The sequence below is a fragment of the Bradyrhizobium sp. WSM1253 genome, assembly GCF_000244935.1.
Lineage (GTDB): Bacteria > Pseudomonadota > Alphaproteobacteria > Rhizobiales > Xanthobacteraceae > Bradyrhizobium > Bradyrhizobium canariense.
In genome coordinates, this window is record NZ_JH600073.1 from 7,786,491 (window position 1) to 7,807,527 (window position 21,037).

Sequence of the window (21,037 nt, forward strand, 5' to 3'; positions counted from 1 at the left end):
CAATAGCGGTTTCCGCTATTTCCTTCTTTCTCTGCGGTCATGCCGGCCGTCAGCATCGGTTGGTTTCATGGCGTCCAAGCCCCTCCCGCCCGACAAACAGAAGCTCGCCGCGGAAGAGGCGGCCGAGCTCGACGATAAGCTCGTCCCTATCGCCAAGCCGGACCTCGAAGACGACGAGGACGATGAAGACGAGGAGGATGGCGGGCTGGAGCTCGATGACGACGATGAGGACGAGGACCTCGTCGTCTTTACCGCGCGCGAGGCCGCCGGCGCGCTCGCGACTATCCTGGGCTTCGTCAAACCCTTCCTGGTCAATTACAAGCAGATGCTGTCCTTCGTGGCGTTTGGCGTCTTCGTCGAGACGCTATTCAACGTCATCATGCCGCTCAGCCTGAAGTACCTGATCGACGACGCGCTCGGCGAGGAGGATTTCCAGGCGCTGTACAAGATCCTCGGCGTGCTCGCGGTCGCGGGCATCTTCACCTCGATCGTCGCGGTCTGGTACGAGCGCTGGGATGCGCGGCTCGCGGCGTGCATCATCTCCGACGTCCGCAAACGGCTGTTCGAGCACGTCCAGGACCTGCCGGCGGCCTATTTCGGCCGCACCAAGCGCGGCGAGATCCTGTCGCGCTTCTCCGTTGACCTCGCGGCCTTCGAGGGCTCGGTCAAGACCTTCGCCAACAGCGCGGCATTGCCGTTCCTGGAGTTGATCGCGGGAATCATCCTCATGGTGTTCCTGAACTGGCAGCTCGCGGCGGTTGCGCTGCTGGTGTTCCCGATCACGCTGATCGGTCCCCGCATGCTGACGCCGAAGGCCGTTCAGGCGAATTACGAGCAGAAGCTCAATGAGTCCGCGCTGCTTGGCATGGTGCAGGAGAACGTGGCGGCGCAGGCCGTGATCAAGGCGTTCAGCCTGCAACGCCGGATGCTCGGCTTCTTCACCTTTCGCAACGACGAGACGCGAAACAGGATGGCCTCGGCGGCGTTCCTGTCGACCATGGTAGAGCGGACGGTCACCATCTCGGTGCTGCTCTTGCATCTCGTCGTGCTCGCGATCGGCGCATATCTGGCGACAAAGGGTCAGATCACCATCGGCACCTTCGTCACCTTCGAGAGCGCGTTCTGGGAGGTGTCCTACAACATCGCCCATGTGATGCACTTCATCCCCGTGTCGATCTCCTCGGCAGCCGCGATTCGTCACATGCAGGAGCTGCTCGACGAGCCCACGCGCAGCGCCGATCGTGCCGGCGCGCCCGATCTGCCCCGCATCACCAACGACATCACCTTCGACCACGTGACGTTCCAGTACGAAGGCAGCCAGACGCCGGTGCTGGACAATCTCAGCCTCAAGCTCAATGTCGGCAAGCGCATTGCCGTCGTCGGTCCCTCGGGCTCCGGCAAAAGCACGCTGCTGAATCTGATCCTGCGGCTCTATGTGCCGGACGAGGGGCGGGTCACCATCGACGGCGTCGACGTCCGCAAGGTGACGCTGGATTCGCTGCGCCGGAGCATGGCGGTGGTGTTCCAGGAGAACATGCTGTTCAACATGTCGATCCGGGAGAACATACGGCTCGGCAAGGAGGGCGCGACCGACGAGGAGGTGGAGGAGGCGGCCAAGAAGGCCGAGATCCACCGCTACATCATGAGCCTGCCGCAGCGATACGACACGCCGGTGGGCGAGCGCGGCGATACCTTGTCGGGCGGCCAGCGCCAGCGCATTGCGATCGCGCGCGCGGTCATCCGTAATCCCTCCGTGCTGCTGCTGGACGAAGCCACTTCGGCGCTCGACCAGACCACGGAAGCCGCAATCAACCGCACGCTGCTGAAGGTTGCCAAGGGCCGCACCATGATCTGGTCGACCCACCGCCTGACCTCGGTGGTCGAGATGGACGAGATCATCGTGATTTCAGGGGGCAGGGCGATCGAGCGCGGCTCGCATGCCGAGCTGCTCGCCAAAAACGGCACCTATCGCAAGCTGTGGAACGACCAGATCCATCAACCGCATGGCGCGCCGGCTCACGTCGACGAGGACAGCGACGATGACGACGAGGATGAAGACGACCTCGACGAGGACGATGAGGAGGAGTGACCGAGGACGTTCGGCTCCAGATCGAAGGCTCCTCCAAGCGGCCGCAATAGCCCCTGAACCGACCAGGCAATGAAGCGTCCCCAGCGCTGCGCCGTCCAATAGGGGCTCGTCGCAATCGAGACCGAGCGGAAGTCGAACGCCTTCGCCGCCGACCAATCGTCGCACGCCCGCTTGACCGGATCTGCGTAGAAGGTGGCGATCTTGCTTGTATCCATCCCGTCGGAGGCCAGCCACTGCGGGATGTAGAGGTTGCAGAGCCGCTCGACGTCGGTGAAGACCTTGTCGCAGCCGGTGCCGGCGGCAGGGCAGGAGGTCGAGAAGGCATCGCCCACCAGCACGAGGCCGGGTTGGCCGCTGGCATCGTTCACATAGAGATCGACCGGGCGGATTTTCAGCTCACCGGGAATGTCGAATCGTCCGGTGATGCGCTTGAGCCGTGGCAGCGCGGCGTTCAACGTCTCGGCGGGCGCGCGGCGCAGCTCAACCAGCCAGGGATCGTCGAAGCTGCGGTAGACGAACAGATTGGCGCGCATCCGCGTCCCGATCGGAAAAAGCGTGAGATAGGGGATGCGGTCGCTCGGCCGTTCCGAGAAATAGGTCAGCGCCGGGAAGTCGAACGAGTCCCGTCCCGCGGGCACCACGTCGAACCCGATCGAAATCGAATGGCAGGCACTGACGACTTTTCGGGCGATTCCCAGCTGGTGGCGCAGGCCGACATTGAGTCCGTTGGCGAGCACGACCAGTCGGGCGGAGACCATCTCGTCGTTGGACAGAGTGACCTTCTGCCGCTCCGTACTTGTCTCGACCGAGACGGCCTTGGCGCAGACGCGCTCGACACCGGCAGGAATTTCGTCGCGGACAGCGTTGACGAGGGAATCGTAGAGGATGTTGAACTGCCGGCTTGGCGCCTTGTCGAGAAGGCGGCCAAAGCGCGCGATCCAGTTCTCACCCACAAAGGTCGCGCGGCGCAGCACCGATTCGGCGATTCCCGTCTGCAAGAATCGCCCGACCTGCACGTGGCCGCTGAGTTTTTCGACTCGAAAGTCCGCAGAATAGCTCTCATGCGGATCGATCAGGATGGTCGAAATGCCGCTACGGCCGAGCATCGCGGCGGCGGTCGAGCCGGACAATCCCCCGCCGATAATGGCAATGTCGGTGTACCGCATGGTGCCAATCCCTGCCCAAGGCGGTACATTGGCGCCCCAACAGGAAAGAAAGCCTTAGCCAAAGGTCATAAAAGTATATTTAACCCGGGTATAAATTGGATTCGAGGTGGCGGAACGCGCTCTTCATTTCCATGTCGCGAAGGCGCAGCGAGCGGCCCAGGAAGCGATTTCGGCAGGCGCGGGAAGCGCTTCTGACTGACGTTTCGCCTTGACTTGACCGACTCCCACTTATAGAACCCCCTCACTTAACGACAGGCGGTGAGCATCGCCAACGTCGGAACGGGCCACCTGTTTGATCCCCTGGGATCACCAAGACAGGCACCAACCTCGACGAATGCCGCTCAAACGCTGTCGATCATAGCTAGGCAATGCCAGTGCGATTTTAGGTCTCGTGAGCATGTTCTCTCGAGATCGAATTCGGATGCATGACCTCGGTGCGCGGACCGCAGCTTCAAGCTGACCGGTTCAACTACTGCGGTCCTCTGTGGCGTCGAAGCGCTTTCCGCCCGTTAATGGGTGGTTGGCGCGATTTCGCTTTGTGCGGATTGTTCCGCGCAAGGTGGCCTCGTCGGGCGGGTAGCTCGAAAGAATTTGCGGACCCGGTGACGGGCCGCGGCAGAACACAAAGGGTAATGCCAGGATGCCGACGATCAACCAGCTGATCGCTCAACCGCGGGAAGTGCAGAAGTCGCGCAAGAAGGTGCCGGCGCTGCAGCAGTCGCCGCAGAAGCGCGGTGTTTGCACGCGCGTTTACACCACGACCCCGAAGAAGCCGAACTCGGCGCTTCGTAAGGTTGCCAAGGTGCGCCTGACCAACGGCTTCGAGGTGATCGGCTACATCCCCGGTGAGGGCCATAACCTCCAGGAGCACTCGGTGGTCATGATCCGCGGCGGTCGCGTCAAGGACTTGCCCGGCGTGCGCTACCACATCCTCCGCGGCGTTCTGGATACCCAGGGCGTCAAGAACCGTAAGCAGCGTCGTTCGAAGTACGGCGCCAAGCGTCCGAAGTAAGCGGGAACCAGGTCCATGTCTCGTCGCCATTCTGCCGAAAAGCGCGAAGTCCTTCCCGATCCGAAGTTCGGGAATATCATCGTTACGAAGTTCATGAATTCGGTGATGTACGCCGGAAAGAAGTCGGTCGCCGAAGGCATCGTCTACGGCGCGTTCGGCCTCATCGAAAGCAAGACCAAGCAGAACCCGCTCGGCGTGTTCGAGCAGGCACTCGAGAACGTCATGCCGACGATCGAAGTGCGCTCCCGCCGCGTCGGCGGCGCGACCTATCAGGTTCCGGTCGAAGTTCGCTCGGTGCGCCGTCAGGCGCTGGGCATTCGCTGGTTGATCTCGGCTGCGCGTGACCGCAACGAGAAGACGATGACCGAGCGGCTCTCTGCGGAGCTCCTGGACGCGTCGAACAACCGGGGTAACGCCGTCAAGAAGCGCGAAGACGTGCACCGGATGGCGGAAGCCAACCGCGCCTTCTCGCACTATCGCTGGTAACGGCGACACACGGAATCTAAGGAACACTCCATGCCCCGCGTTCATGCCATAGAGAACTACCGTAACTTCGGTATCATGGCGCATATCGATGCCGGCAAGACCACGACCACCGAGCGCATCCTCTATTATACCGGCAAGAGCCACAAAATCGGCGAAGTGCACGAAGGTGCCGCGACGATGGACTGGATGGAGCAGGAGCAGGAGCGCGGCATTACGATTACGTCGGCCGCGACCACCGCGTTCTGGGAAGGCAAGCGTCTCAACATCATCGACACTCCCGGCCACGTCGACTTCACCATCGAAGTCGAGCGCAGCCTGCGCGTGCTCGACGGCGCCGTGTGCGTGCTCGACTCGAACCAGGGCGTCGAGCCCCAGACCGAGACGGTCTGGCGCCAGGGCGACAAGTACAAAGTTCCGCGCATCGTCTTCGCCAACAAGATGGATAAGACCGGCGCCGACTTCTACAAGTGCATGCAGGACATTATCGATCGTCTCGGCGCAAAGCCGATCGCGATCCAACTTCCGATCGGTTCCGAGAACAACTTCAAGGGTCTGGTCGATCTCGTTCGCATGAAGGGCGTGATCTGGGAAGAAGAGAAGCTCGACGCCAAGTTCGTGGACATCGATATTCCCGAGGACATGGTCGAGAAGGCCAAGGAATATCGCGAGAAGCTGCTGGAAGCCGCCGTCGAGCTCGACGACGAAGTTCTCGCCGCTTACCTCGACGGCAAGGAGCCCGATGAGGCGACGTTGAAGCGCTTGATCCGCAAGGCCGTGCTGACTGGCGCGTTCTTCCCGGTGTTGTGCGGCTCGGCGTTCAAGAACAAGGGCGTGCAGCCTTTGCTCGACGCGGTCGTGGATTATCTGCCGTCGCCGGTTGACGTGCCCGCCATCAAGGGCGTCGATGAAGACGGCAACGAGGTCGTTCGCCTGCCGGACGACAAGGAGCCGCTGGCTCTGTTGGCCTTCAAGATCATGGACGACCCGTTCGTCGGCACCATCACCTTCTGCCGCATCTATTCCGGCACGCTGCTGTCGGGTACCGGCGTCATCAATTCGACGCGCGACCGCAAGGAGCGCATTGGTCGCATGTTGCTGATGCATGCGAACAACCGCGAAGACATCAAGGAAGCCTATGCCGGCGACATCGTTGCGCTGGCTGGCCTGAAGGAAGCGCGCACCGGTGACACGCTGTGCGATCCCGACAAGGCGGTGATCCTCGAAAAGATGGAATTCCCCGAGCCGGTCATCGAGATCGCGATCGAGCCCAAGTCCAAGGCCGACCAGGAAAAGCTCGGTGTGGCGCTGGCGAAGCTCGCTGCGGAGGATCCGTCGTTCCGCGTGTCGACCGACCAGGAGTCCGGCCAGACCATCCTCAAGGGAATGGGCGAGCTCCATCTCGACATCAAGGTCGACATTCTCCGCCGCACCTACAAGGTCGATGCCAACATCGGCGCGCCGCAAGTGGCGTTCCGTGAGCGCGTCACCAAGAGGGCCGAGGTCAAGTACACCCACAAGAAGCAGACCGGCGGTACCGGTCAGTTCGCGGAAGTGTCGATCGTGGTCGAGCCGAACGAGCCCGGCAAGGGTTACGAGTTCGAGTCCAAGATCGTCGGCGGTGCGGTTCCGAAGGAATACATCCCCGGCGTCGAAAAGGGCCTCAACAGCGTGATGGGCTCTGGTGTCGTCGCGGGCTTCCCCGTGGTCGACGTCAAGGTTCAGCTCGTCGACGGCAAGTATCACGACGTCGACTCGTCGGCGCTCGCCTTCGAAATCGCATCGCGTGCTGCATTCCGCGAAGCCTTGCAGAAGGGCAAGTCCGTCCTGCTCGAGCCGATCATGAAGGTCGAAGTGGTGACCCCGGAAGATTACACCGGCTCCGTCATCGGCGACCTGAATTCCCGGCGCGGTCAGATCCAGGGTCAGGACATGCGCGGCAACGCCAACGTCATCAACGCGATGGTGCCGCTCATGAACATGTTCGGTTACGTGAATAACCTGCGCTCGATGAGCCAGGGTCGCGCAACCTTCACCATGCAGTTCGACCACTACGCAGAAGCGCCGGCCAACGTGTCGGCAGAAGTCCAGAAGAAGTTTGCCTGATTGTCGTCGGTCTCGAACTGACGATTGAACGGAGAGTCAAATGGCCAAAGCAAAGTTTGAACGTAACAAGCCGCACTGCAATATCGGCACCATCGGTCACGTCGACCATGGCAAGACGTCGCTGACCGCGGCGATCACCAAGGTCCTCGCCGAAGCCGGCGGTGCGACGTTCACGGCGTACGACCAGATCGACAAGGCGCCGGAAGAGAAGGCGCGCGGCATCACGATCTCGACGGCGCACGTCGAATACGAGACCAAGAACCGCCACTACGCGCACGTCGACTGCCCCGGCCACGCCGACTACGTGAAGAACATGATCACCGGCGCTGCCCAGATGGACGGTGCGATCCTGGTCGTGTCGGCCGCTGACGGTCCGATGCCGCAGACCCGCGAGCACATCCTGCTCGCCCGCCAGGTCGGCGTTCCCGCGCTGGTCGTGTTCCTCAACAAGTGCGACATGGTCGACGATCCGGAACTGCTCGAGCTGGTCGAGCTCGAGGTTCGCGAGCTGCTCTCGAAGTACGAATTCCCGGGCGACACCATCCCGATCATCAAGGGCTCGGCGCTCGCCGCCCTCGAAGATTCCGACAAGACGCTCGGCCATGAGGCCATCCTCGAGCTGATGAAGCAGGTCGACGCTTACATTCCGCAGCCGGAGCGTCCGGTCGACCTTCCGTTCCTGATGCCGGTTGAAGACGTGTTCTCGATCTCGGGCCGCGGCACCGTCGTGACCGGCCGTGTCGAGCGCGGTATCGTCAAGGTCGGCGAGGAAATCGAGATCGTCGGTCTGCGCGCCACGCAGAAGACCACGGTTACCGGCGTCGAAATGTTCCGCAAGCTGCTCGATCAGGGCCAGGCCGGCGACAACATCGGTGCGCTGCTTCGTGGTACCAAGCGCGAGGACGTCGAGCGCGGCCAGGTGCTGTGCAAGCCGGGTTCGGTCAAGCCGCACACCAAGTTCAAGGCTGAGGCCTACATCCTCACCAAGGAAGAGGGCGGCCGCCACACCCCGTTCTTCACCAACTACCGTCCGCAGTTCTACTTCCGCACCACCGACGTGACCGGTGTCGTGCATCTGCCGGAGGGTACCGAGATGGTGATGCCGGGCGACAACATCGCGATGGAAGTGCACCTGATCGTGCCGATCGCGATGGAAGAGAAGCTCCGCTTCGCGATCCGCGAAGGCGGCCGCACCGTCGGCGCCGGCGTCGTGGCCTCGATCATCGAGTAATTACGAGAATAGGGATCGGCGAATAGCGAATGTGACATTCGCTATTCGCTATTCGCCACCCCACTGAAGAAAGACCACGGCAATGAACGGCCAAAATATTCGCATCCGTCTCAAGGCGTTCGACCATCGTATCCTCGATACGTCGACCCGCGAGATCGTGAACACGGCGAAGCGCACCGGCGCGCAGGTCCGCGGACCCATTCCGCTGCCCACCCGCATCGAGAAGTTCACCGTCAACCGTTCGCCGCACGTCGACAAGAAGAGCCGCGAGCAGTTCGAGATGCGCACTCACAAGCGCCTGCTCGACATCGTCGACCCGACCCCGCAGACCGTCGATGCTTTGATGAAGCTCGACCTGGCCGCCGGTGTCGACGTCGAGATCAAGCTCTAAGATTTTTGGATCACGTTCGCCACTAGCGGACAGAAAGAACAGGAAGCACGCCGATGCGCTCCGGAGTGATCGCACAAAAGGTCGGGATGACGCGGGTCTTTACAGAGGCCGGCGAACATATCCCCGTGACCGTGCTGAAGCTCGGCAATTGCCAGGTCGTAGGCCACCGCACCGAAGAGAAAAACGGTTATGTCGCGCTCCAGCTTGGTTCTGGCAGCCGCAAGACCGTGTACATGCCCAAGGCGGAGCGCGGCCAGTTCGCGGTCGCCAAGGTCGAGCCGAAGCGGCAGGTCGAGGAATTCCGCGTCTCCGCGGATCAGATGATCCCCGTCGGTGCCGAGATCCTGGCCGACCACTTTGTCGTCGGTCAGTTCGTCGACGTCACCGGTACTTCGGTCGGTAAGGGTTTTGCCGGCGGTATGAAGCGCTGGAACTTCGGCGGTCTGCGCGCCACTCACGGCGTCTCGGTCTCGCACCGTTCGATCGGTTCGACCGGTGGCCGTCAGGATCCGGGCAAGACCTGGAAGAACAAGAAGATGCCCGGTCACATGGGCGTCGACCGCATCACCACGCTCAACCTTCGGGTCGTTCAGCTCGATGTCGAGCGCGGTCTGATCCTCGTCGAAGGCGCCGTTCCCGGTTCCAAGGGCGGCTGGATCCGCGTGCGCGACGCCGTCAAGAAGCCGCTGCCGAAGGAAGCTCCGAAGCCCGGCAAGTTCAAGGTTGCTGGCGAAGCGGACGCTGCTCCGGCTGCGCAGGAGGCGTGAGATGGAATTGAAGGTCACGACCCTCGAAGGTAAGGAAGCCGGCTCGGTCCAGCTTTCCGACACCATTTTCGGCCTCGAGCCGCGCCAGGACATCATTGCACGTTGCGTGCAGTGGCAGCTCAACAAGCGCCAGGCCGGTACGCACAAGGCCAAGGGCCGCGCCGAGATCTGGCGCACCGGCAAGAAGATGTACAAGCAGAAGGGCACCGGTGGTGCTCGTCACGGCTCGGCTCGCGTGCCGCAGTTCCGCGGCGGTGGCCGTGCCTTCGGTCCGGTGGTGCGTTCGCACGCCACCGACCTGCCGAAGAAGGTCCGTGCGCTCGCCCTCAAGCATGCGCTCTCGGCCAAGGCCAAGGACGGCGATCTCATCGTGATCGACAAGGCAGCGCTGGAAGCTGCCAAGACCAAGGCGCTGCTCGGTCATTTCTCCGGTCTGGGTTTGACCAACGCGCTGATCATCGACGGCGCCGAGCTCAACAACGGCTTCGCCGCTGCAGCCCGCAACATCCCGAACATGGACGTGCTGCCGATCCAGGGCATCAACGTCTATGATATCCTGCGCCGTCGGAAGCTTGTTCTGACCAAGGCCGCCATCGATGCGCTGGAGGCGCGCTTCAAATGACGAAGAACATCGAGCCTCGCCACTACGACGTGATCCTGTCGCCGGTCGTGACCGAAAAGGCCACGATCGCCTCGGAGCACAACAAGGTGCTGTTCAAGGTGGCCGCAAAGGCGACCAAGCCGCAGATCAAGGAAGCGATCGAGAAGCTGTTCGACGTCAAGGTCAAGAGTGTCAACACGCTGGTCCGCAAGGGCAAGACCAAGATCTTCCGCGGCAATCTCGGCTCGCAGTCGAACTCCAAGCGCGCGATCGTGACTCTCGAAGAGGGTCACCGGATCGACGTGACCACCGGTCTGTAAGGTCGTACGACGATGGCACTGAAGACATTCAATCCCACGACGCCGGGCCAGCGCCAGCTGGTCATGGTCGATCGTTCGGCCCTCTACAAGGGCAAGCCGGTCAAGGCGCTCACCGAAGGTAAGCACTCCTCTGGCGGCCGCAACAACACCGGTCGCATCACCGTGCGCTTCCGCGGCGGCGGTCATAAGCGGACGTTGCGTACGGTCGATTTCAAGCGTGACAAGGTCGATGCGCCCGCGACGGTCGAGCGGCTGGAATACGATCCGAACCGCACCGCCTTCATCGCGCTGGTCAAGTACGAAGACGGCACCCAGGCCTATATCCTGGCGCCGCAGCGTTTGGCCGTCGGTGATTCCGTCGTCGCCGGCAACTACGTCGACGTGAAGCCGGGCAATGTCATGCCGCTCGGCAACATGCCGGTCGGCACGATCATCCACAACATCGAGGTCAAGATCGGGAAGGGCGGCCAGCTCGCCCGTTCCGCGGGCACCTACGCCCAGCTCGTCGGTCGCGACCAGGACTACGTGATCGTCCGCCTGAACTCGGGCGAACAGCGCCTGGTGCACGGCCGTTGCCGCGCCACGATTGGCGCGGTGTCGAACCCGGATCACATGAACACGTCGATCGGCAAGGCCGGCCGCAACCGTTGGCTGGGCCGCAAGCCGCACAACCGCGGCGTTTCCATGAACCCGATCGACCATCCGCACGGCGGTGGTGAAGGTCGTACCTCGGGCGGTCGCCACCCGGTTACTCCGTGGGGCAAGCCGACCAAGGGCAAGAAGACCCGCTCGAACAAGTCGACCAACAAATTCATTCTCCTAAGCCGCCACAAGCGGAAGAAGTAAGGAACGCCGGACATGGTTCGTTCAGTCTGGAAAGGCCCGTTCGTCGAGGGTTCTCTGCTCAAGAAGGCAGATGCCGCGCGCTCGTCCGGCCGTCACGACGTCATCAAGATCTGGAGCCGTCGCTCGACGATCCTGCCGCAATTCGTCGGCCTGACCTTCGGCGTCTACAACGGTCAGAAGCACGTGCCGGTGGCCGTCAACGAGGAAATGGTCGGTCACAAGTTCGGCGAGTTCTCGCCGACCCGTACCTTCCATGGCCACTCCGGGGACAAGAAAGCCAAGAAGGCTTGAGGATTAAACGATGAGCAAACCTAAGCGCGAACGGAGCCTCGCCGAGAACGAGGCCAAGGCGGTCGCCCGGATGCTGCGGGTGAGCCCGCAGAAGCTCAACCTGGTCGCCCAGCTCATTCGCGGCCGGAAGGCGGCTGCTGCGCTCGCCGACCTGCAGTTTTCGCGCAAGCGGATCGCGGTTGACGTGAAGAAGTGCCTGGAATCGGCTATTGCCAACGCCGAGAACAACCACGACCTCGACGTCGACGATCTCGTCGTGGCGCAGGCCTTCGTCGGCAATGGCCTCGTGATGAAGCGCTTTGCCGCCCGCGGCCGTGGCCGCTCGGGCCGTGTCTACAAACCATTTTCACAGCTGACGATCATCGTTCGTCAGGTCGAAGCCGCAGCAGCGGCTTAAGGGACGCAGGAGAACACGATGGGTCAAAAGATCAATCCGATCGGTCTGCGTCTCGGCATCAACCGGACCTGGGATTCCCGCTGGTACGCCGGCAAGCAGGAATACGGCAAGCTGCTGCACGAGGACGTCAAGATCCGCGAGATCCTGCACAAGGAGCTCAAGCAGGCGGCCGTCGCCCGCATCGTGATCGAGCGTCCGCACAAGAAGTGCCGCGTCACCATCCACTCGGCTCGTCCGGGCGTGGTGATCGGCAAGAAGGGCGCCGACATCGACAAGCTGCGCAAGAAGGTCGCGGACATCACCGCGTCCGACGTCGTCATCAACATCGTCGAAATCCGCAAGCCGGAGCTCGATGCGACGCTGGTGGCCGAGTCGATCGCGCAGCAGCTGGAGCGCCGCGTGGCGTTCCGCCGCGCCATGAAGCGCGCCGTCCAGTCGGCGATGCGTCTCGGCGCGGAAGGCATCCGCATCAACTGCTCGGGACGTCTGGGCGGTGCGGAAATCGCGCGCATGGAGTGGTACCGCGAAGGTCGCGTGCCGCTGCACACGCTGCGCGCAGACATCGACTACGGCGTTGCGACCGCGTTCACGACCTTCGGCACCTGCGGTGTCAAGGTCTGGATCTTCAAAGGCGAGATCCTCGAGCACGATCCGATGGCCCAGGACAAGAGAATGGCCGAAGGTGAGACTGGTGGCGGCGGCGATCGCGGCGGCCGGCAGCGCCGTGACAACGCTGCAGCCTGACGCCAGCACAGAGAATTTGAGGGCTTGAAGCCATGATGCAACCTAAGAAAACGAAGTTCCGGAAGGCGCATAAGGGCCGTATCCACGGCGTTGCGTCTTCGGGCGCGACGTTGGCGTTCGGCCAGTTCGGTCTGAAGGCGACCGAGCCTGAGCGCGTCACCGCGCGCCAGATCGAAGCCGCTCGCCGCGCGCTGACCCGCCACATGAAGCGCGCCGGCCGCGTCTGGATCCGCATATTCCCCGACGTTCCCGTGTCGAAGAAGCCTGCCGAAGTCCGCATGGGTTCCGGCAAGGGCGCGCCGGAATTGTGGGTCGCGCGCGTCAAGCCGGGCCGGGTACTGTTCGAGATCGACGGCGTCAACACCCAGACAGCGCGTGAAGCGCTGACCCTGGCGGCAGCCAAGCTGCCGATCAAGACGCGCTTCGTCGAGCGCATTGCGGAGTAATGGCCATGGCCCAGATGAAAATCGAAGACATCCGCGCGTTGAGCCCCGATCAGCAGGATGACGCCATCCTGAACCTGAAGAAGGAGCGCTTCAACCTGCGCTTCCAGCGCGCCACCGGGCAGCTCGAGAACACCTCGCGCCTGCGCGAGGCCCGCCGTGACATCGCCCGGATCAAGACCGTCGCCGCGCAGACGCGCGCGAAGAAGAAGTAAGAGGCTTACGAAGATGCCGAAACGTACTTTGCAGGGCGTGGTCGTCAGCGACAAGCAAGCCAAGACCATCGTGGTGCGCGTCGATCGCCGCTTTACGCACCCGATCTACAAGAAGACGATCCGCCGTTCGAAGAACTACCACGCGCACGACGAGAGCAACGAGTTCAAGCCGGGCGACATGGTGTGGATCGAGGAATCGAAGCCGATTTCGAAGTTGAAGCGCTGGGTCGTGATCCGGGGCGAACACAAGAAAAGCGCCTGATCTGTTGGCTTTAGCCGACTGACTTCAGGTAAATGTTGAGCGCCGGCTGGGCTGGCGCAAAGAGAAGAGGACGAGGTGCATCAATGATTCAGATGCAGACCAACCTCGACGTGGCCGATAATTCTGGCGCACGCCGTGTCATGTGTATCAAGGTGCTCGGGGGCTCCAAGCGCCGCTACGCCACGATCGGCGACATCATCGTTGTCTCGATCAAGGAAGCGATTCCGCGTGGCAAGGTGAAGAAGGGCGACGTGATGAAGGCCGTCGTGGTGCGCGTCCGCAAGGACATCCGCCGCGCCGACGGTTCGGTCATCCGCTTCGACCGCAACGCCGCCGTTCTGATCAACAATCAGTCCGAGCCGGTCGGTACCCGTATCTTCGGGCCCGTGCCGCGCGAGCTGCGCGCCAAGAACCACATGAAGATCATCTCGCTCGCGCCGGAGGTGCTGTGATGGCTGCGAAGATCCGCAAGGGCGACAAGGTCGTCGTGCTGACCGGCCGCGACAAGGGCCGCACCGGCGAGGTGTTCGAAGTGCGTCCCGACGCCGGTACGGCGCTGGTGCGCGGCATCAACATGGTCAAGCGTCACCAGAAGCAGACGCAGGCCCAGGAGGGCGGCATCATCTCGAAAGAGTCGCCGATCCAACTGTCCAACATCGCGTATGTCGGCAAGGACGGGAAGCCGACCCGCGTCGGATTCAAGATTCTGGCGGACGGCAAGAAGGTCCGCATCGCCAAGAGCTCGGGAGCTGAGATCGATGGCTGAGGCCGCTTACACGCCGCGCCTGCGCGCGGAATACGACGCGAAGATCCGGACGGAAATGACCGAGAAGTTCGGTTATGAGAACGTCATGCAGGTTCCGCGGCTGGACAAGGTCGTGCTGAACATGGGCGTTGGCGATTCCGTCAACGACCGCAAGAAGGCCGAGAACGCCGCTGCGGAATTGACCCAGATCGCCGGCCAGAAGGCGATCGTGACCTATTCGCGCATCGCAATCGCGACCTTCAAGTTGCGTGAGAACCAGCCGATCGGCTGCAAGGTCACGCTGCGCAAGGCCCGCATGTACGAGTTCATCGATCGCCTGGTGACGGTCGCGCTGCCGCGCGTCCGCGACTTCCGCGGCTTGAACCCGAAGAGCTTCGACGGTCGCGGCAACTACTCGCTCGGCCTCAAGGAACACATCATTTTCCCCGAGATCGACTTCGACAAGGTCACGGAATCCCGTGGTATGGACATCACCGTCTGCACCACGGCCAAGACCGACGACGAGGCGAGGGCCTTGTTGACCGCTTTCAATTTCCCGTTCCGGCAGTGAGACGCTGACCTAAAGCCTCTCAAACGCGGATACCCAGGAGCCAAGCATGGCAAAGAAGAGTTCAGTCGAGAAGAACAACCGGCGCAAGCGGATGGCGAAGAACGCCGCTCCGAAGCGCGAGCGGTTGAAGGCGATCATCGCCGACAAGTCGCTGCCGATGGAGGAGCGGTTCGCCGCGACCCTGAAGCTGGCGGAAATGCCGCGCAACTCGTCGACGACCCGCATCCGTCTGCGTTGCGAGCTGTCGGGCCGTTCGCGCTCGAACTATCGCTTGACCAAACTGTCCCGCATCGCAATGCGGGATCTTGGCTCCAGGGGCATGGTCCCGGGCCTCGTAAAGTCCAGCTGGTAAGGAGGGTCGTTTAGATGTCTACGCACGATCCAATCAGCGATCTGATCACCCGCATCCGTAACGCGCAGATGCGTTCCAAGAACAAGGTCTCCACGCCTGGCTCGAAGATGCGTGAGAACGTCCTCGAGGTGCTCAAGAGCGAGGGCTACATCCGCGGTTACGCCACGCTCGAGCACTCCTCGGGCCGCAGCGAGATCGAGATCGAGCTGAAGTATTTCGATGGCGAGCCCGTTATCCGCGAGATCGAGCGTGTCTCCAAGCCCGGGCGTCGCGTTTACGCCTCGGTGAAGAACCTGCCGCGGGTCAATAACGGACTCGGCATTTCGGTGTTGTCGACGCCGAAGGGAATCATGGCTGACCACAGTGCGCGTGAAGCGAACGTGGGCGGTGAAGTTCTCTTCACGGTGTTCTGAGAAGGATTTTTGATCCATGTCACGTGTTGGCAAAAGGCCGGTAGCGGTGCCGTCGGGTGTGACCGCGACCGTCGACGGGCAGACCGTCAAGATGAAGGGGCCGAAGGGCCAGCTTCAGTTCGTCGTCCATAACGACGTCGAGGTGAAGCTCGACAACGGGCAGGTCAAGGTGAACCCCCGGGTCGAGACCAACCGCGCGCGGGCCCTGTACGGGACCGCTCGCGCCCAGGTCGCGAATCTGGTCGAAGGCGTCACCAAGGGTTTCGAGAAGAAGCTCGAAATCACCGGCGTCGGTTACCGCGCCGCGCTGCAGGGCAAGAACCTGCAGCTCGCGCTCGGCTACAGCCACGATGTGGTCTACGCGATCCCGGAAGGGATCACGATCACCGTGCCGAAGCCGACCGAGATCACGGTGACCGGCAGCGACATTCAGCGCGTCGGCCAGGTCGCCGCCGAGATTCGCTCCTATCGTCCGCCGGAGCCCTACAAGGGCAAGGGCGTGAAGTATGTTGGCGAATTCATCTTCCGCAAGGAAGGCAAGAAGAAGTAACGGAGCCGGTCATGTCGAAAGCCAAGGTTACGAATGCCCGGCGCAAGCGCAGTGTACGTCTGAAGCTGCGCCGCTCGGGTGGCGGCCGTCCGCGCCTGTCGGTGTTCCGCTCGTCCAAGCACATCTACGCCCAGGTCATCGACGACCTGAAGGGCGAGACGCTGGCCTCTGCCTCGTCGCTCGAGAAGTCGATGCGCGATGGCGGCAAGACCGGCGCCGATATCGATGCGGCGAAGGCGGTCGGCAAGCTCCTGGCCGAGCGCGCCGCCGAGAAGGGTGTCAAGGAAGTCGTGTTCGATCGCGGCAGCTATCTCTATCACGGGCGCGTCAAGGCTCTTGCCGACGCGGCGCGTGAGAGCGGGCTGAGCTTCTAACAGAATTTGAGGATTGAGGCGTAAGCCTCTGAAGGACTGGAAAAACCATGGCAGAACGCGAACAACGTGGTGGACGCGATCAACGCGGCGGCGGACGTGAACGCAGGGAAGAGCGCGACAGCGAGTTCGTCGACAAGCTCGTCCACATCAATCGCGTCGCCAAGGTCGTCAAGGGCGGCAAGCGCTTCGGTTTCGCAGCGCTGGTCGTGATCGGCGACCAGAAGGGCCGCGCCGGCTTCGGTCACGGCAAGGCGCGCGAAGTGCCCGAGGCGATCCGCAAGGCAACCGAATCCGCCAAGCGCAACCTGACCCGCGTGTCGTTGCGCGAGGGCCGCACGCTGCATCACGACATCGCCGGCCGTCATGGCGCGGGCCGTGTTTACCTGCGCGCAGCTCCGGCCGGTACCGGCATCATCGCCGGCGGCCCGATGCGCGCCGTGTTCGAGACGCTCGGCGTCCAGGACGTGGTTGCGAAGTCGATCGGCTCGTCGAACCCGTACAACATGGTTCGCGCGACCTTCGATGCGCTGAAGCATCAGGATTCGCCGCGCTCGGTCGCTGCCCGCCGCAATATCAAGGTGTCCACCCTCCAGTCCCGCCGTATCGGTGGTGACGCCGAGGCGGTTGCCGAATAACGCAAGCTTTTCGGAGTAGACGCCCATGGCCAAGAGTGCCGTTACGACCGCAAAGACGATCAAGATCGAGCAGACCGGCAGCGCGATCCGCCGCCATCACTCGCAGCGCTCGACGCTGATCGGGCTCAAGCTCAACAAGATCGGCCGCACCAGCGAACTGCCGGACACCCCGGCGGTCCGTGGCATGATCTTGAAAGTTCACCATCTCGTTCGCATCGTCGACGAGAAGTAAGCAAAGGCGCACGATCCCGGAGCGGGACCCGTTTTCGGTGAAGGTCATGCGCAAGAAACAAGGAGCAGGGCGATGAAGCTCAGCGATATCGCCGACAATGCCGGCTCGCGCAAGAAGCGTATGCGCGTCGGCCGCGGCATTGGTTCGGGCAAGGGCAAGCAGGCCGGCCGCGGTGGCAAGGGCCAGACCGCGCGTTCGGGCGTGCGCATCAAGGGTTTCGAAGGCGGCCAGATGCCCTTGCATCGTCGTCTGCCTAAGCGCGGCTTCAACAACATCTTCCGTGTGGAGTTCGCCGAGATCAATCTCGACCGGCTCCAGGACGCGGTCGATGCCAAGAAGATCGACACCGGCAGCGTCGTGAACGTCGAATCCCTGGTCAAGGCCGGCGTGCTGCGCCGCGCCAAGGGTGGCCTGCGGCTGCTCGGCCGTGGCGAGTTCAAGGCCAAGCTCAACATCGAAGTGCACGGCGCCTCGAAGACCGCGATTGCGGCAGTCGAGAAGGCCGGCGGTTCGGTGAAGATCCTCGCGCCTGCCAAGGAAGAAGGCGAGGCGGCGTAACAACTGCGTCATCGGCCCGCGGCTCGCGGGCCTTTACGCATGCGGGACGATGGACTTATCGAAGCCGTAGCCCCAGATAATGTCCGGTGTCCGGTATAATGTAGCCCGGCCGCGGGCATAACGGCGCAATAAGCGGCGGGAGAAAGTCCAAGATGGCCTCTGCAGCGGAACAACTGGCAGCCAATCTCAATTTCGGTGCGTTTGCCAAGGCCGACGAACTGAAGAAGCGCATCTGGTTTACCCTGGGTGCGCTGCTCGTTTATCGGCTCGGGACCTACATCCCGCTCCCCGGCATCGATCCCAACATCTGGGAGCAGGTGTTCCGCTCCCAGGCGGGCGGCATCCTCGGCATGTTCAACATGTTCGCCGGCGGCGGCATTCACCGCATGGCGATCTTTGCGCTGAACATCATGCCGTACATCTCGGCCTCCATCATCATCCAGCTCCTGACCACCGTCTCGCCGCAGCTCGAGGCGCTGAAGAAGGAAGGCGAGTCCGGCCGCAAGCTGCTGAACCAGTACACCCGTTATCTCACGGTGATCCTGGCCGCGTTCCAGTCCTACGGCATCGCAGTGGGCCTCGAAGGCGCCGGCAACGTCGTCAGCGACCCCGGCATGTTCTTCCGCCTGTCGACGGCGATCACGCTGACCGGCGGCACCATGTTCCTGATGTGGCTGGGCGAGCAGATCACCTCGCGCGGCATCGGCAACGGCATTTCTCTGATCATTCTCTCCGGCATCGTCGCCGAGCTGCCCGCGGCGCTCGCCAACATGCTCGAACTCGGCCGTCAGGGTGCGATGTCGACCGGCCTGATTCTGGTCGTCATCGTCATGGCGGTGGCCGTGATCGCCTTCATCGTGTTCGTGGAGCGCGCCCAGCGCCGGCTCTTGATCCAGTATCCGAAGCGCCAAGTCGGCAACAAGATGTTCGAGGGGCAGTCCTCGCATCTGCCGCTCAAGCTCAACACCTCGGGCGTGATCCCGCCGATCTTCGCGTCCTCACTGCTGCTGCTGCCGACCACGGTTGCGAACTTCAATGCGGGCAGCGGGCCGGAATGGTTCCAGTGGATCACCACCCAGCTCGGCCACGGCCGTCCGCTGTTCCTGATCATGTATCTGGCGCTGATCGTGTTCTTCGCCTTCTTTTACACCGCGATCGTGTTCAATCCGACCGAGACTGCGGACAATCTGAAGAAGCACGGCGGCTTCATTCCGGGTATCCGCCCGGGCGAGCGTACCGCGGAATATATCGACTACGTGCTGTCGCGCATCACCGTGCTCGGCGCGGTCTATCTCGCGATCGTCTGCTTGATTCCAGAAATCCTGATCTCCTACGCGTCGGTGCCGTTCTACTTTGGCGGCACTTCGCTGCTGATCGTCGTCAGCGTCACCATGGACACGGTGGCACAGGTGCAGGGCTATCTCCTGGCGCATCAGTACGAAGGCCTGATCCGGAAGTCGAAGCTGCGCGGCCGCCGCCGTTAAGCGCGGCGTCCTCTCGGGCGGCGCAATTGCCGCCGCCGATTCGCCGCGCGTGCAACGCGCGCGGACGGCGAGCCGGCCATTCGGTCGCCTCGGCAAAGCCGCTCTTACTGTCGTGCAAGCACTTATCTCCAAGCACTGGTCTCAAAGGCTTCTTGGCGTCCGGCCATCTGCTCCCCTATGATATGGGTAGCGGTGCGGCGCTGATTATGATTTGCACTGTAACTGGACTTCAAAACACAGGTGCACGACGTATCGCGCACCAATCGGGGGGCGTACGCCGATGAGAATCATACTTCTGGGGCCGCCGGGATCGGGCAAGGGCACCCAGGCGCAGCTGCTGGTGCAGCGCTATGGCATCGTCCAGCTCTCGACCGGCGAGATGTTGCGTGCAGCGGTGGCGGCCGGAACGCCGGTCGGTCTCAAGGCCAAGGAGATCATGGCCAGCGGCGGCCTCGTGCCAGACGATGTCGTGGTCGGAATCATCTCCGATCGGATCGATCAGCCGGATGCCAAGAACGGTTTTATCCTCGACGGTTTCCCGCGGACCGTGCCGCAGGCCGAGGCGCTGGATGAGCTGCTCAAGCACAAGCACCTCAAGCTCGATGCCGTGATCGAGCTCCGCGTCAACGAGAGCGCGCTCCTGAACCGTGTCGAGACTCGCGTCGCCCAGATGCGCGAGCGCGGGGAGGAGGTCCGGCTCGACGACACTCCGGAAGTCCTCACCAAGCGACTCGCCAGCTACCGCAACCAGACGGAGCCGCTGATTCACTACTATTCCGAGCGGCGGAAGCTCTCGACCATCGACGGCATGATGGCCATCGACGAGGTCACCCGCGCCATCCATCGCCAGCTCCTGGCGCTCGGGGCGGTCGAGCCCAAGACACATGGCAAGACCCGCGCCCGGAGCGCGGCCAAGGCGGCCCCGGCCAGAAAGGCCAAGACTGCTAAGAAATCGGCCAAAACGCCCGTGAAAGCGGCCAAAAAGGCTGCGAAATCCAAGAAGGCGGCCAAGAAGGCGACGAAGGCAGGCAAGAGAATCGTCAAGAAAGCCGCCAAGAAGGTAGGAAAGAAGAAGGCAGCCAAAAAGACCGCCAGGAAGGCTGTCAAGAAAGGTGCCAAAAAGGCCGCAAAAAAGGTCACGAAAAGGCGAGCTAAGCGCTAGCAGCGGTTGACGAAAGCCCCCTGAATCCCCTAATAAGCCCCGCATCCAAGTCGGATAGTTTCAAACGATGCCGGGCCCCAGGAAGACCAGGGGTGGGCGTCGTGTTCGCGTTTGTGAACACCTGCCCGAGAAACCAAGCACTTAAAGCCCGATTCCTGACGAGGGATTGGCGACAGGAGAGAAGGCCGTGGCCCGTATTGCCGGCGTGAACATCCCGACCAACAAGCGCGTGCTGATCGCGCTCCAGTACATCCATGGCATCGGTCAGAAGATCGCCGGTGAGATCATGGAGAAGGTGAAGATCCCAGACGATCGTCGGGTCAATCAGCTCAGCGACGCCGAAGTGCTTCAGATCCGCGAAGTGATCGACCGCGACTATCTCGTCGAGGGCGATTTGCGTCGTGAGGTCGGCATCAACATCAAGCGTCTGATGGATCTCGGCTGCTACCGCGGCCTGCGCCATCGTCGCGGTCTGCCGGTGCGTGGCCAGCGTACCCACACCAATGCGCGTACGCGCAAGGGTCCGGCCAAGGCCATCGCCGGCAAGAAGAAGTAAGTTTTCGCATCCAATCACGGCGTGTGGCGACCCGGGGATGA

Annotated in this window: 30 protein-coding genes; 29 read left to right on the forward strand and 1 reads right to left on the reverse strand. The window is 62.5% G+C overall.

Annotated features, from left to right (window positions below):
* The first annotated feature begins 67 nt into the window (after positions 1-67).
* Entirely contained in the window at positions 68-2,089 is a 2,022-nt protein-coding gene (locus tag BRA1253DRAFT_RS37650) for an ABC transporter ATP-binding protein (protein ID WP_007602999.1), read from the forward strand.
* Here BRA1253DRAFT_RS37650 and BRA1253DRAFT_RS37655 read toward each other — a convergent pair.
* Positions 2,017-3,255 (reverse strand): NAD(P)/FAD-dependent oxidoreductase, encoded by a 1,239-nt coding sequence (locus BRA1253DRAFT_RS37655; protein ID WP_007603001.1) that lies wholly within the window; start codon positions 3,253-3,255, stop codon positions 2,017-2,019. The two genes, BRA1253DRAFT_RS37650 and BRA1253DRAFT_RS37655, sit on opposite strands and share 73 nt — an antisense overlap.
* A gap of 640 nt (positions 3,256-3,895) precedes the next feature.
* Between BRA1253DRAFT_RS37655 and rpsL the strand changes: the two genes are divergently transcribed.
* From rpsL to rpsM, 28 genes are all read left to right on the forward strand, one after another.
* Positions 3,896-4,267, forward strand: a complete 372-nt coding sequence (rpsL, locus tag BRA1253DRAFT_RS37660) for a 30S ribosomal protein S12 (protein ID WP_007603006.1) — start codon at positions 3,896-3,898, stop codon at positions 4,265-4,267.
* A 15-nt stretch (positions 4,268-4,282) separates the two neighbouring features.
* Complete coding sequence (gene rpsG / locus BRA1253DRAFT_RS37665; protein WP_007603009.1) at positions 4,283-4,753, forward strand: 30S ribosomal protein S7; 471 nt, start codon at positions 4,283-4,285, stop codon at positions 4,751-4,753.
* Between the two features lie 30 nt (positions 4,754-4,783).
* Entirely contained in the window at positions 4,784-6,856 is a 2,073-nt protein-coding gene (gene fusA, locus BRA1253DRAFT_RS37670) for an elongation factor G (RefSeq protein ID WP_007603010.1), read from the forward strand.
* A gap of 40 nt (positions 6,857-6,896) precedes the next feature.
* Entirely contained in the window at positions 6,897-8,087 is a 1,191-nt protein-coding gene (gene tuf, locus BRA1253DRAFT_RS37675; protein ID WP_007603012.1) for an elongation factor Tu, read from the forward strand.
* An 82-nt stretch (positions 8,088-8,169) separates the two neighbouring features.
* Positions 8,170-8,478 carry a 30S ribosomal protein S10 gene (rpsJ, locus tag BRA1253DRAFT_RS37680; protein WP_002712302.1) on the forward strand — a complete coding sequence of 103 codons (309 nt, stop codon included), beginning with the start codon at positions 8,170-8,172 and terminating at the stop codon, positions 8,476-8,478.
* A gap of 53 nt (positions 8,479-8,531) precedes the next feature.
* Positions 8,532-9,245 (forward strand): 50S ribosomal protein L3, encoded by a 714-nt coding sequence (gene rplC, locus BRA1253DRAFT_RS37685; protein ID WP_007603016.1) that lies wholly within the window; start codon positions 8,532-8,534, stop codon positions 9,243-9,245.
* A gap of 1 nt (position 9,246) precedes the next feature.
* Entirely contained in the window at positions 9,247-9,867 is a 621-nt protein-coding gene (rplD, locus tag BRA1253DRAFT_RS37690) for a 50S ribosomal protein L4 (protein ID WP_007603018.1), read from the forward strand.
* Complete coding sequence (locus BRA1253DRAFT_RS37695) at positions 9,864-10,166, forward strand: 50S ribosomal protein L23 (protein WP_007603019.1); 303 nt, start codon at positions 9,864-9,866, stop codon at positions 10,164-10,166. Before rplD ends, BRA1253DRAFT_RS37695 begins: the two co-directional genes overlap by 4 nt.
* 12 nt (positions 10,167-10,178) lie before the next feature.
* Complete coding sequence (gene rplB, locus BRA1253DRAFT_RS37700) at positions 10,179-11,012, forward strand: 50S ribosomal protein L2 (RefSeq protein WP_007603020.1); 834 nt, start codon at positions 10,179-10,181, stop codon at positions 11,010-11,012.
* Between the two features lie 12 nt (positions 11,013-11,024).
* Complete coding sequence (rpsS, locus tag BRA1253DRAFT_RS37705) at positions 11,025-11,303, forward strand: 30S ribosomal protein S19 (RefSeq protein ID WP_007603021.1); 279 nt, start codon at positions 11,025-11,027, stop codon at positions 11,301-11,303.
* Between the two features lie 10 nt (positions 11,304-11,313).
* Positions 11,314-11,700 carry a 50S ribosomal protein L22 gene (gene rplV / locus BRA1253DRAFT_RS37710; protein WP_007603022.1) on the forward strand — a complete coding sequence of 129 codons (387 nt, stop codon included), beginning with the start codon at positions 11,314-11,316 and terminating at the stop codon, positions 11,698-11,700.
* An 18-nt stretch (positions 11,701-11,718) separates the two neighbouring features.
* Positions 11,719-12,444: a 30S ribosomal protein S3 gene (rpsC, locus tag BRA1253DRAFT_RS37715; RefSeq protein WP_007603023.1), complete on the forward strand. Its 726-nt coding sequence runs from the start codon at positions 11,719-11,721 to the stop codon at positions 12,442-12,444.
* Positions 12,445-12,476: 32 nt separating this feature from the next.
* Positions 12,477-12,890 carry a 50S ribosomal protein L16 gene (gene rplP / locus BRA1253DRAFT_RS37720; protein WP_007603024.1) on the forward strand — a complete coding sequence of 138 codons (414 nt, stop codon included), beginning with the start codon at positions 12,477-12,479 and terminating at the stop codon, positions 12,888-12,890.
* A gap of 5 nt (positions 12,891-12,895) precedes the next feature.
* A complete protein-coding gene (gene rpmC / locus BRA1253DRAFT_RS37725) occupies positions 12,896-13,102 on the forward strand; it encodes a 50S ribosomal protein L29 (protein ID WP_007603026.1) in 207 nt (68 codons plus the stop codon).
* 13 nt (positions 13,103-13,115) lie between these two features.
* Positions 13,116-13,364, forward strand: coding sequence for a 30S ribosomal protein S17 (gene rpsQ / locus BRA1253DRAFT_RS37730; RefSeq protein WP_007603028.1), 249 nt, complete (start codon positions 13,116-13,118; stop codon positions 13,362-13,364).
* An 83-nt stretch (positions 13,365-13,447) separates the two neighbouring features.
* Complete coding sequence (gene rplN / locus BRA1253DRAFT_RS37735) at positions 13,448-13,816, forward strand: 50S ribosomal protein L14 (RefSeq protein ID WP_007603030.1); 369 nt, start codon at positions 13,448-13,450, stop codon at positions 13,814-13,816.
* On the forward strand, positions 13,816-14,130 hold the full coding sequence (rplX, locus tag BRA1253DRAFT_RS37740; protein WP_007603031.1) for a 50S ribosomal protein L24: 315 nt from the start codon (positions 13,816-13,818) through the stop codon (positions 14,128-14,130). Before rplN ends, rplX begins: the two co-directional genes overlap by 1 nt.
* The gene (gene rplE / locus BRA1253DRAFT_RS37745) at positions 14,123-14,680 is read left to right on the forward strand and encodes a 50S ribosomal protein L5 (RefSeq protein ID WP_007603032.1); all 558 of its coding nucleotides are present in this window, start codon (positions 14,123-14,125) and stop codon (positions 14,678-14,680) included. The genes rplX and rplE overlap by 8 nt, the downstream gene beginning before the upstream one ends.
* 46 nt (positions 14,681-14,726) lie before the next feature.
* Positions 14,727-15,032 carry a 30S ribosomal protein S14 gene (rpsN, locus tag BRA1253DRAFT_RS37750; RefSeq protein ID WP_007603033.1) on the forward strand — a complete coding sequence of 102 codons (306 nt, stop codon included), beginning with the start codon at positions 14,727-14,729 and terminating at the stop codon, positions 15,030-15,032.
* 14 nt (positions 15,033-15,046) lie between these two features.
* Complete coding sequence (gene rpsH, locus BRA1253DRAFT_RS37755; RefSeq protein ID WP_007603034.1) at positions 15,047-15,445, forward strand: 30S ribosomal protein S8; 399 nt, start codon at positions 15,047-15,049, stop codon at positions 15,443-15,445.
* A gap of 16 nt (positions 15,446-15,461) precedes the next feature.
* A complete protein-coding gene (rplF, locus tag BRA1253DRAFT_RS37760) occupies positions 15,462-15,995 on the forward strand; it encodes a 50S ribosomal protein L6 (RefSeq protein WP_007603035.1) in 534 nt (177 codons plus the stop codon).
* Positions 15,996-16,006: 11 nt separating this feature from the next.
* On the forward strand, positions 16,007-16,369 hold the full coding sequence (gene rplR / locus BRA1253DRAFT_RS37765; RefSeq protein ID WP_007603036.1) for a 50S ribosomal protein L18: 363 nt from the start codon (positions 16,007-16,009) through the stop codon (positions 16,367-16,369).
* A 47-nt stretch (positions 16,370-16,416) separates the two neighbouring features.
* A complete protein-coding gene (gene rpsE / locus BRA1253DRAFT_RS37770; RefSeq protein ID WP_007603037.1) occupies positions 16,417-17,004 on the forward strand; it encodes a 30S ribosomal protein S5 in 588 nt (195 codons plus the stop codon).
* Positions 17,005-17,029: 25 nt separating this feature from the next.
* Positions 17,030-17,236 (forward strand): 50S ribosomal protein L30, encoded by a 207-nt coding sequence (gene rpmD, locus BRA1253DRAFT_RS37775; protein ID WP_007603038.1) that lies wholly within the window; start codon positions 17,030-17,032, stop codon positions 17,234-17,236.
* Positions 17,237-17,308: 72 nt separating this feature from the next.
* The gene (gene rplO / locus BRA1253DRAFT_RS37780) at positions 17,309-17,794 is read left to right on the forward strand and encodes a 50S ribosomal protein L15 (protein ID WP_007603039.1); all 486 of its coding nucleotides are present in this window, start codon (positions 17,309-17,311) and stop codon (positions 17,792-17,794) included.
* 152 nt (positions 17,795-17,946) lie between these two features.
* Positions 17,947-19,278: a preprotein translocase subunit SecY gene (gene secY / locus BRA1253DRAFT_RS37785; RefSeq protein WP_007603040.1), complete on the forward strand. Its 1,332-nt coding sequence runs from the start codon at positions 17,947-17,949 to the stop codon at positions 19,276-19,278.
* 280 nt (positions 19,279-19,558) lie between these two features.
* Positions 19,559-20,440 carry an adenylate kinase gene (locus tag BRA1253DRAFT_RS37790; RefSeq protein ID WP_007603041.1) on the forward strand — a complete coding sequence of 294 codons (882 nt, stop codon included), beginning with the start codon at positions 19,559-19,561 and terminating at the stop codon, positions 20,438-20,440.
* A 187-nt stretch (positions 20,441-20,627) separates the two neighbouring features.
* Positions 20,628-20,996 carry a 30S ribosomal protein S13 gene (gene rpsM, locus BRA1253DRAFT_RS37795; RefSeq protein WP_007611599.1) on the forward strand — a complete coding sequence of 123 codons (369 nt, stop codon included), beginning with the start codon at positions 20,628-20,630 and terminating at the stop codon, positions 20,994-20,996.
* Positions 20,997-21,037 lie beyond the last annotated feature (41 nt).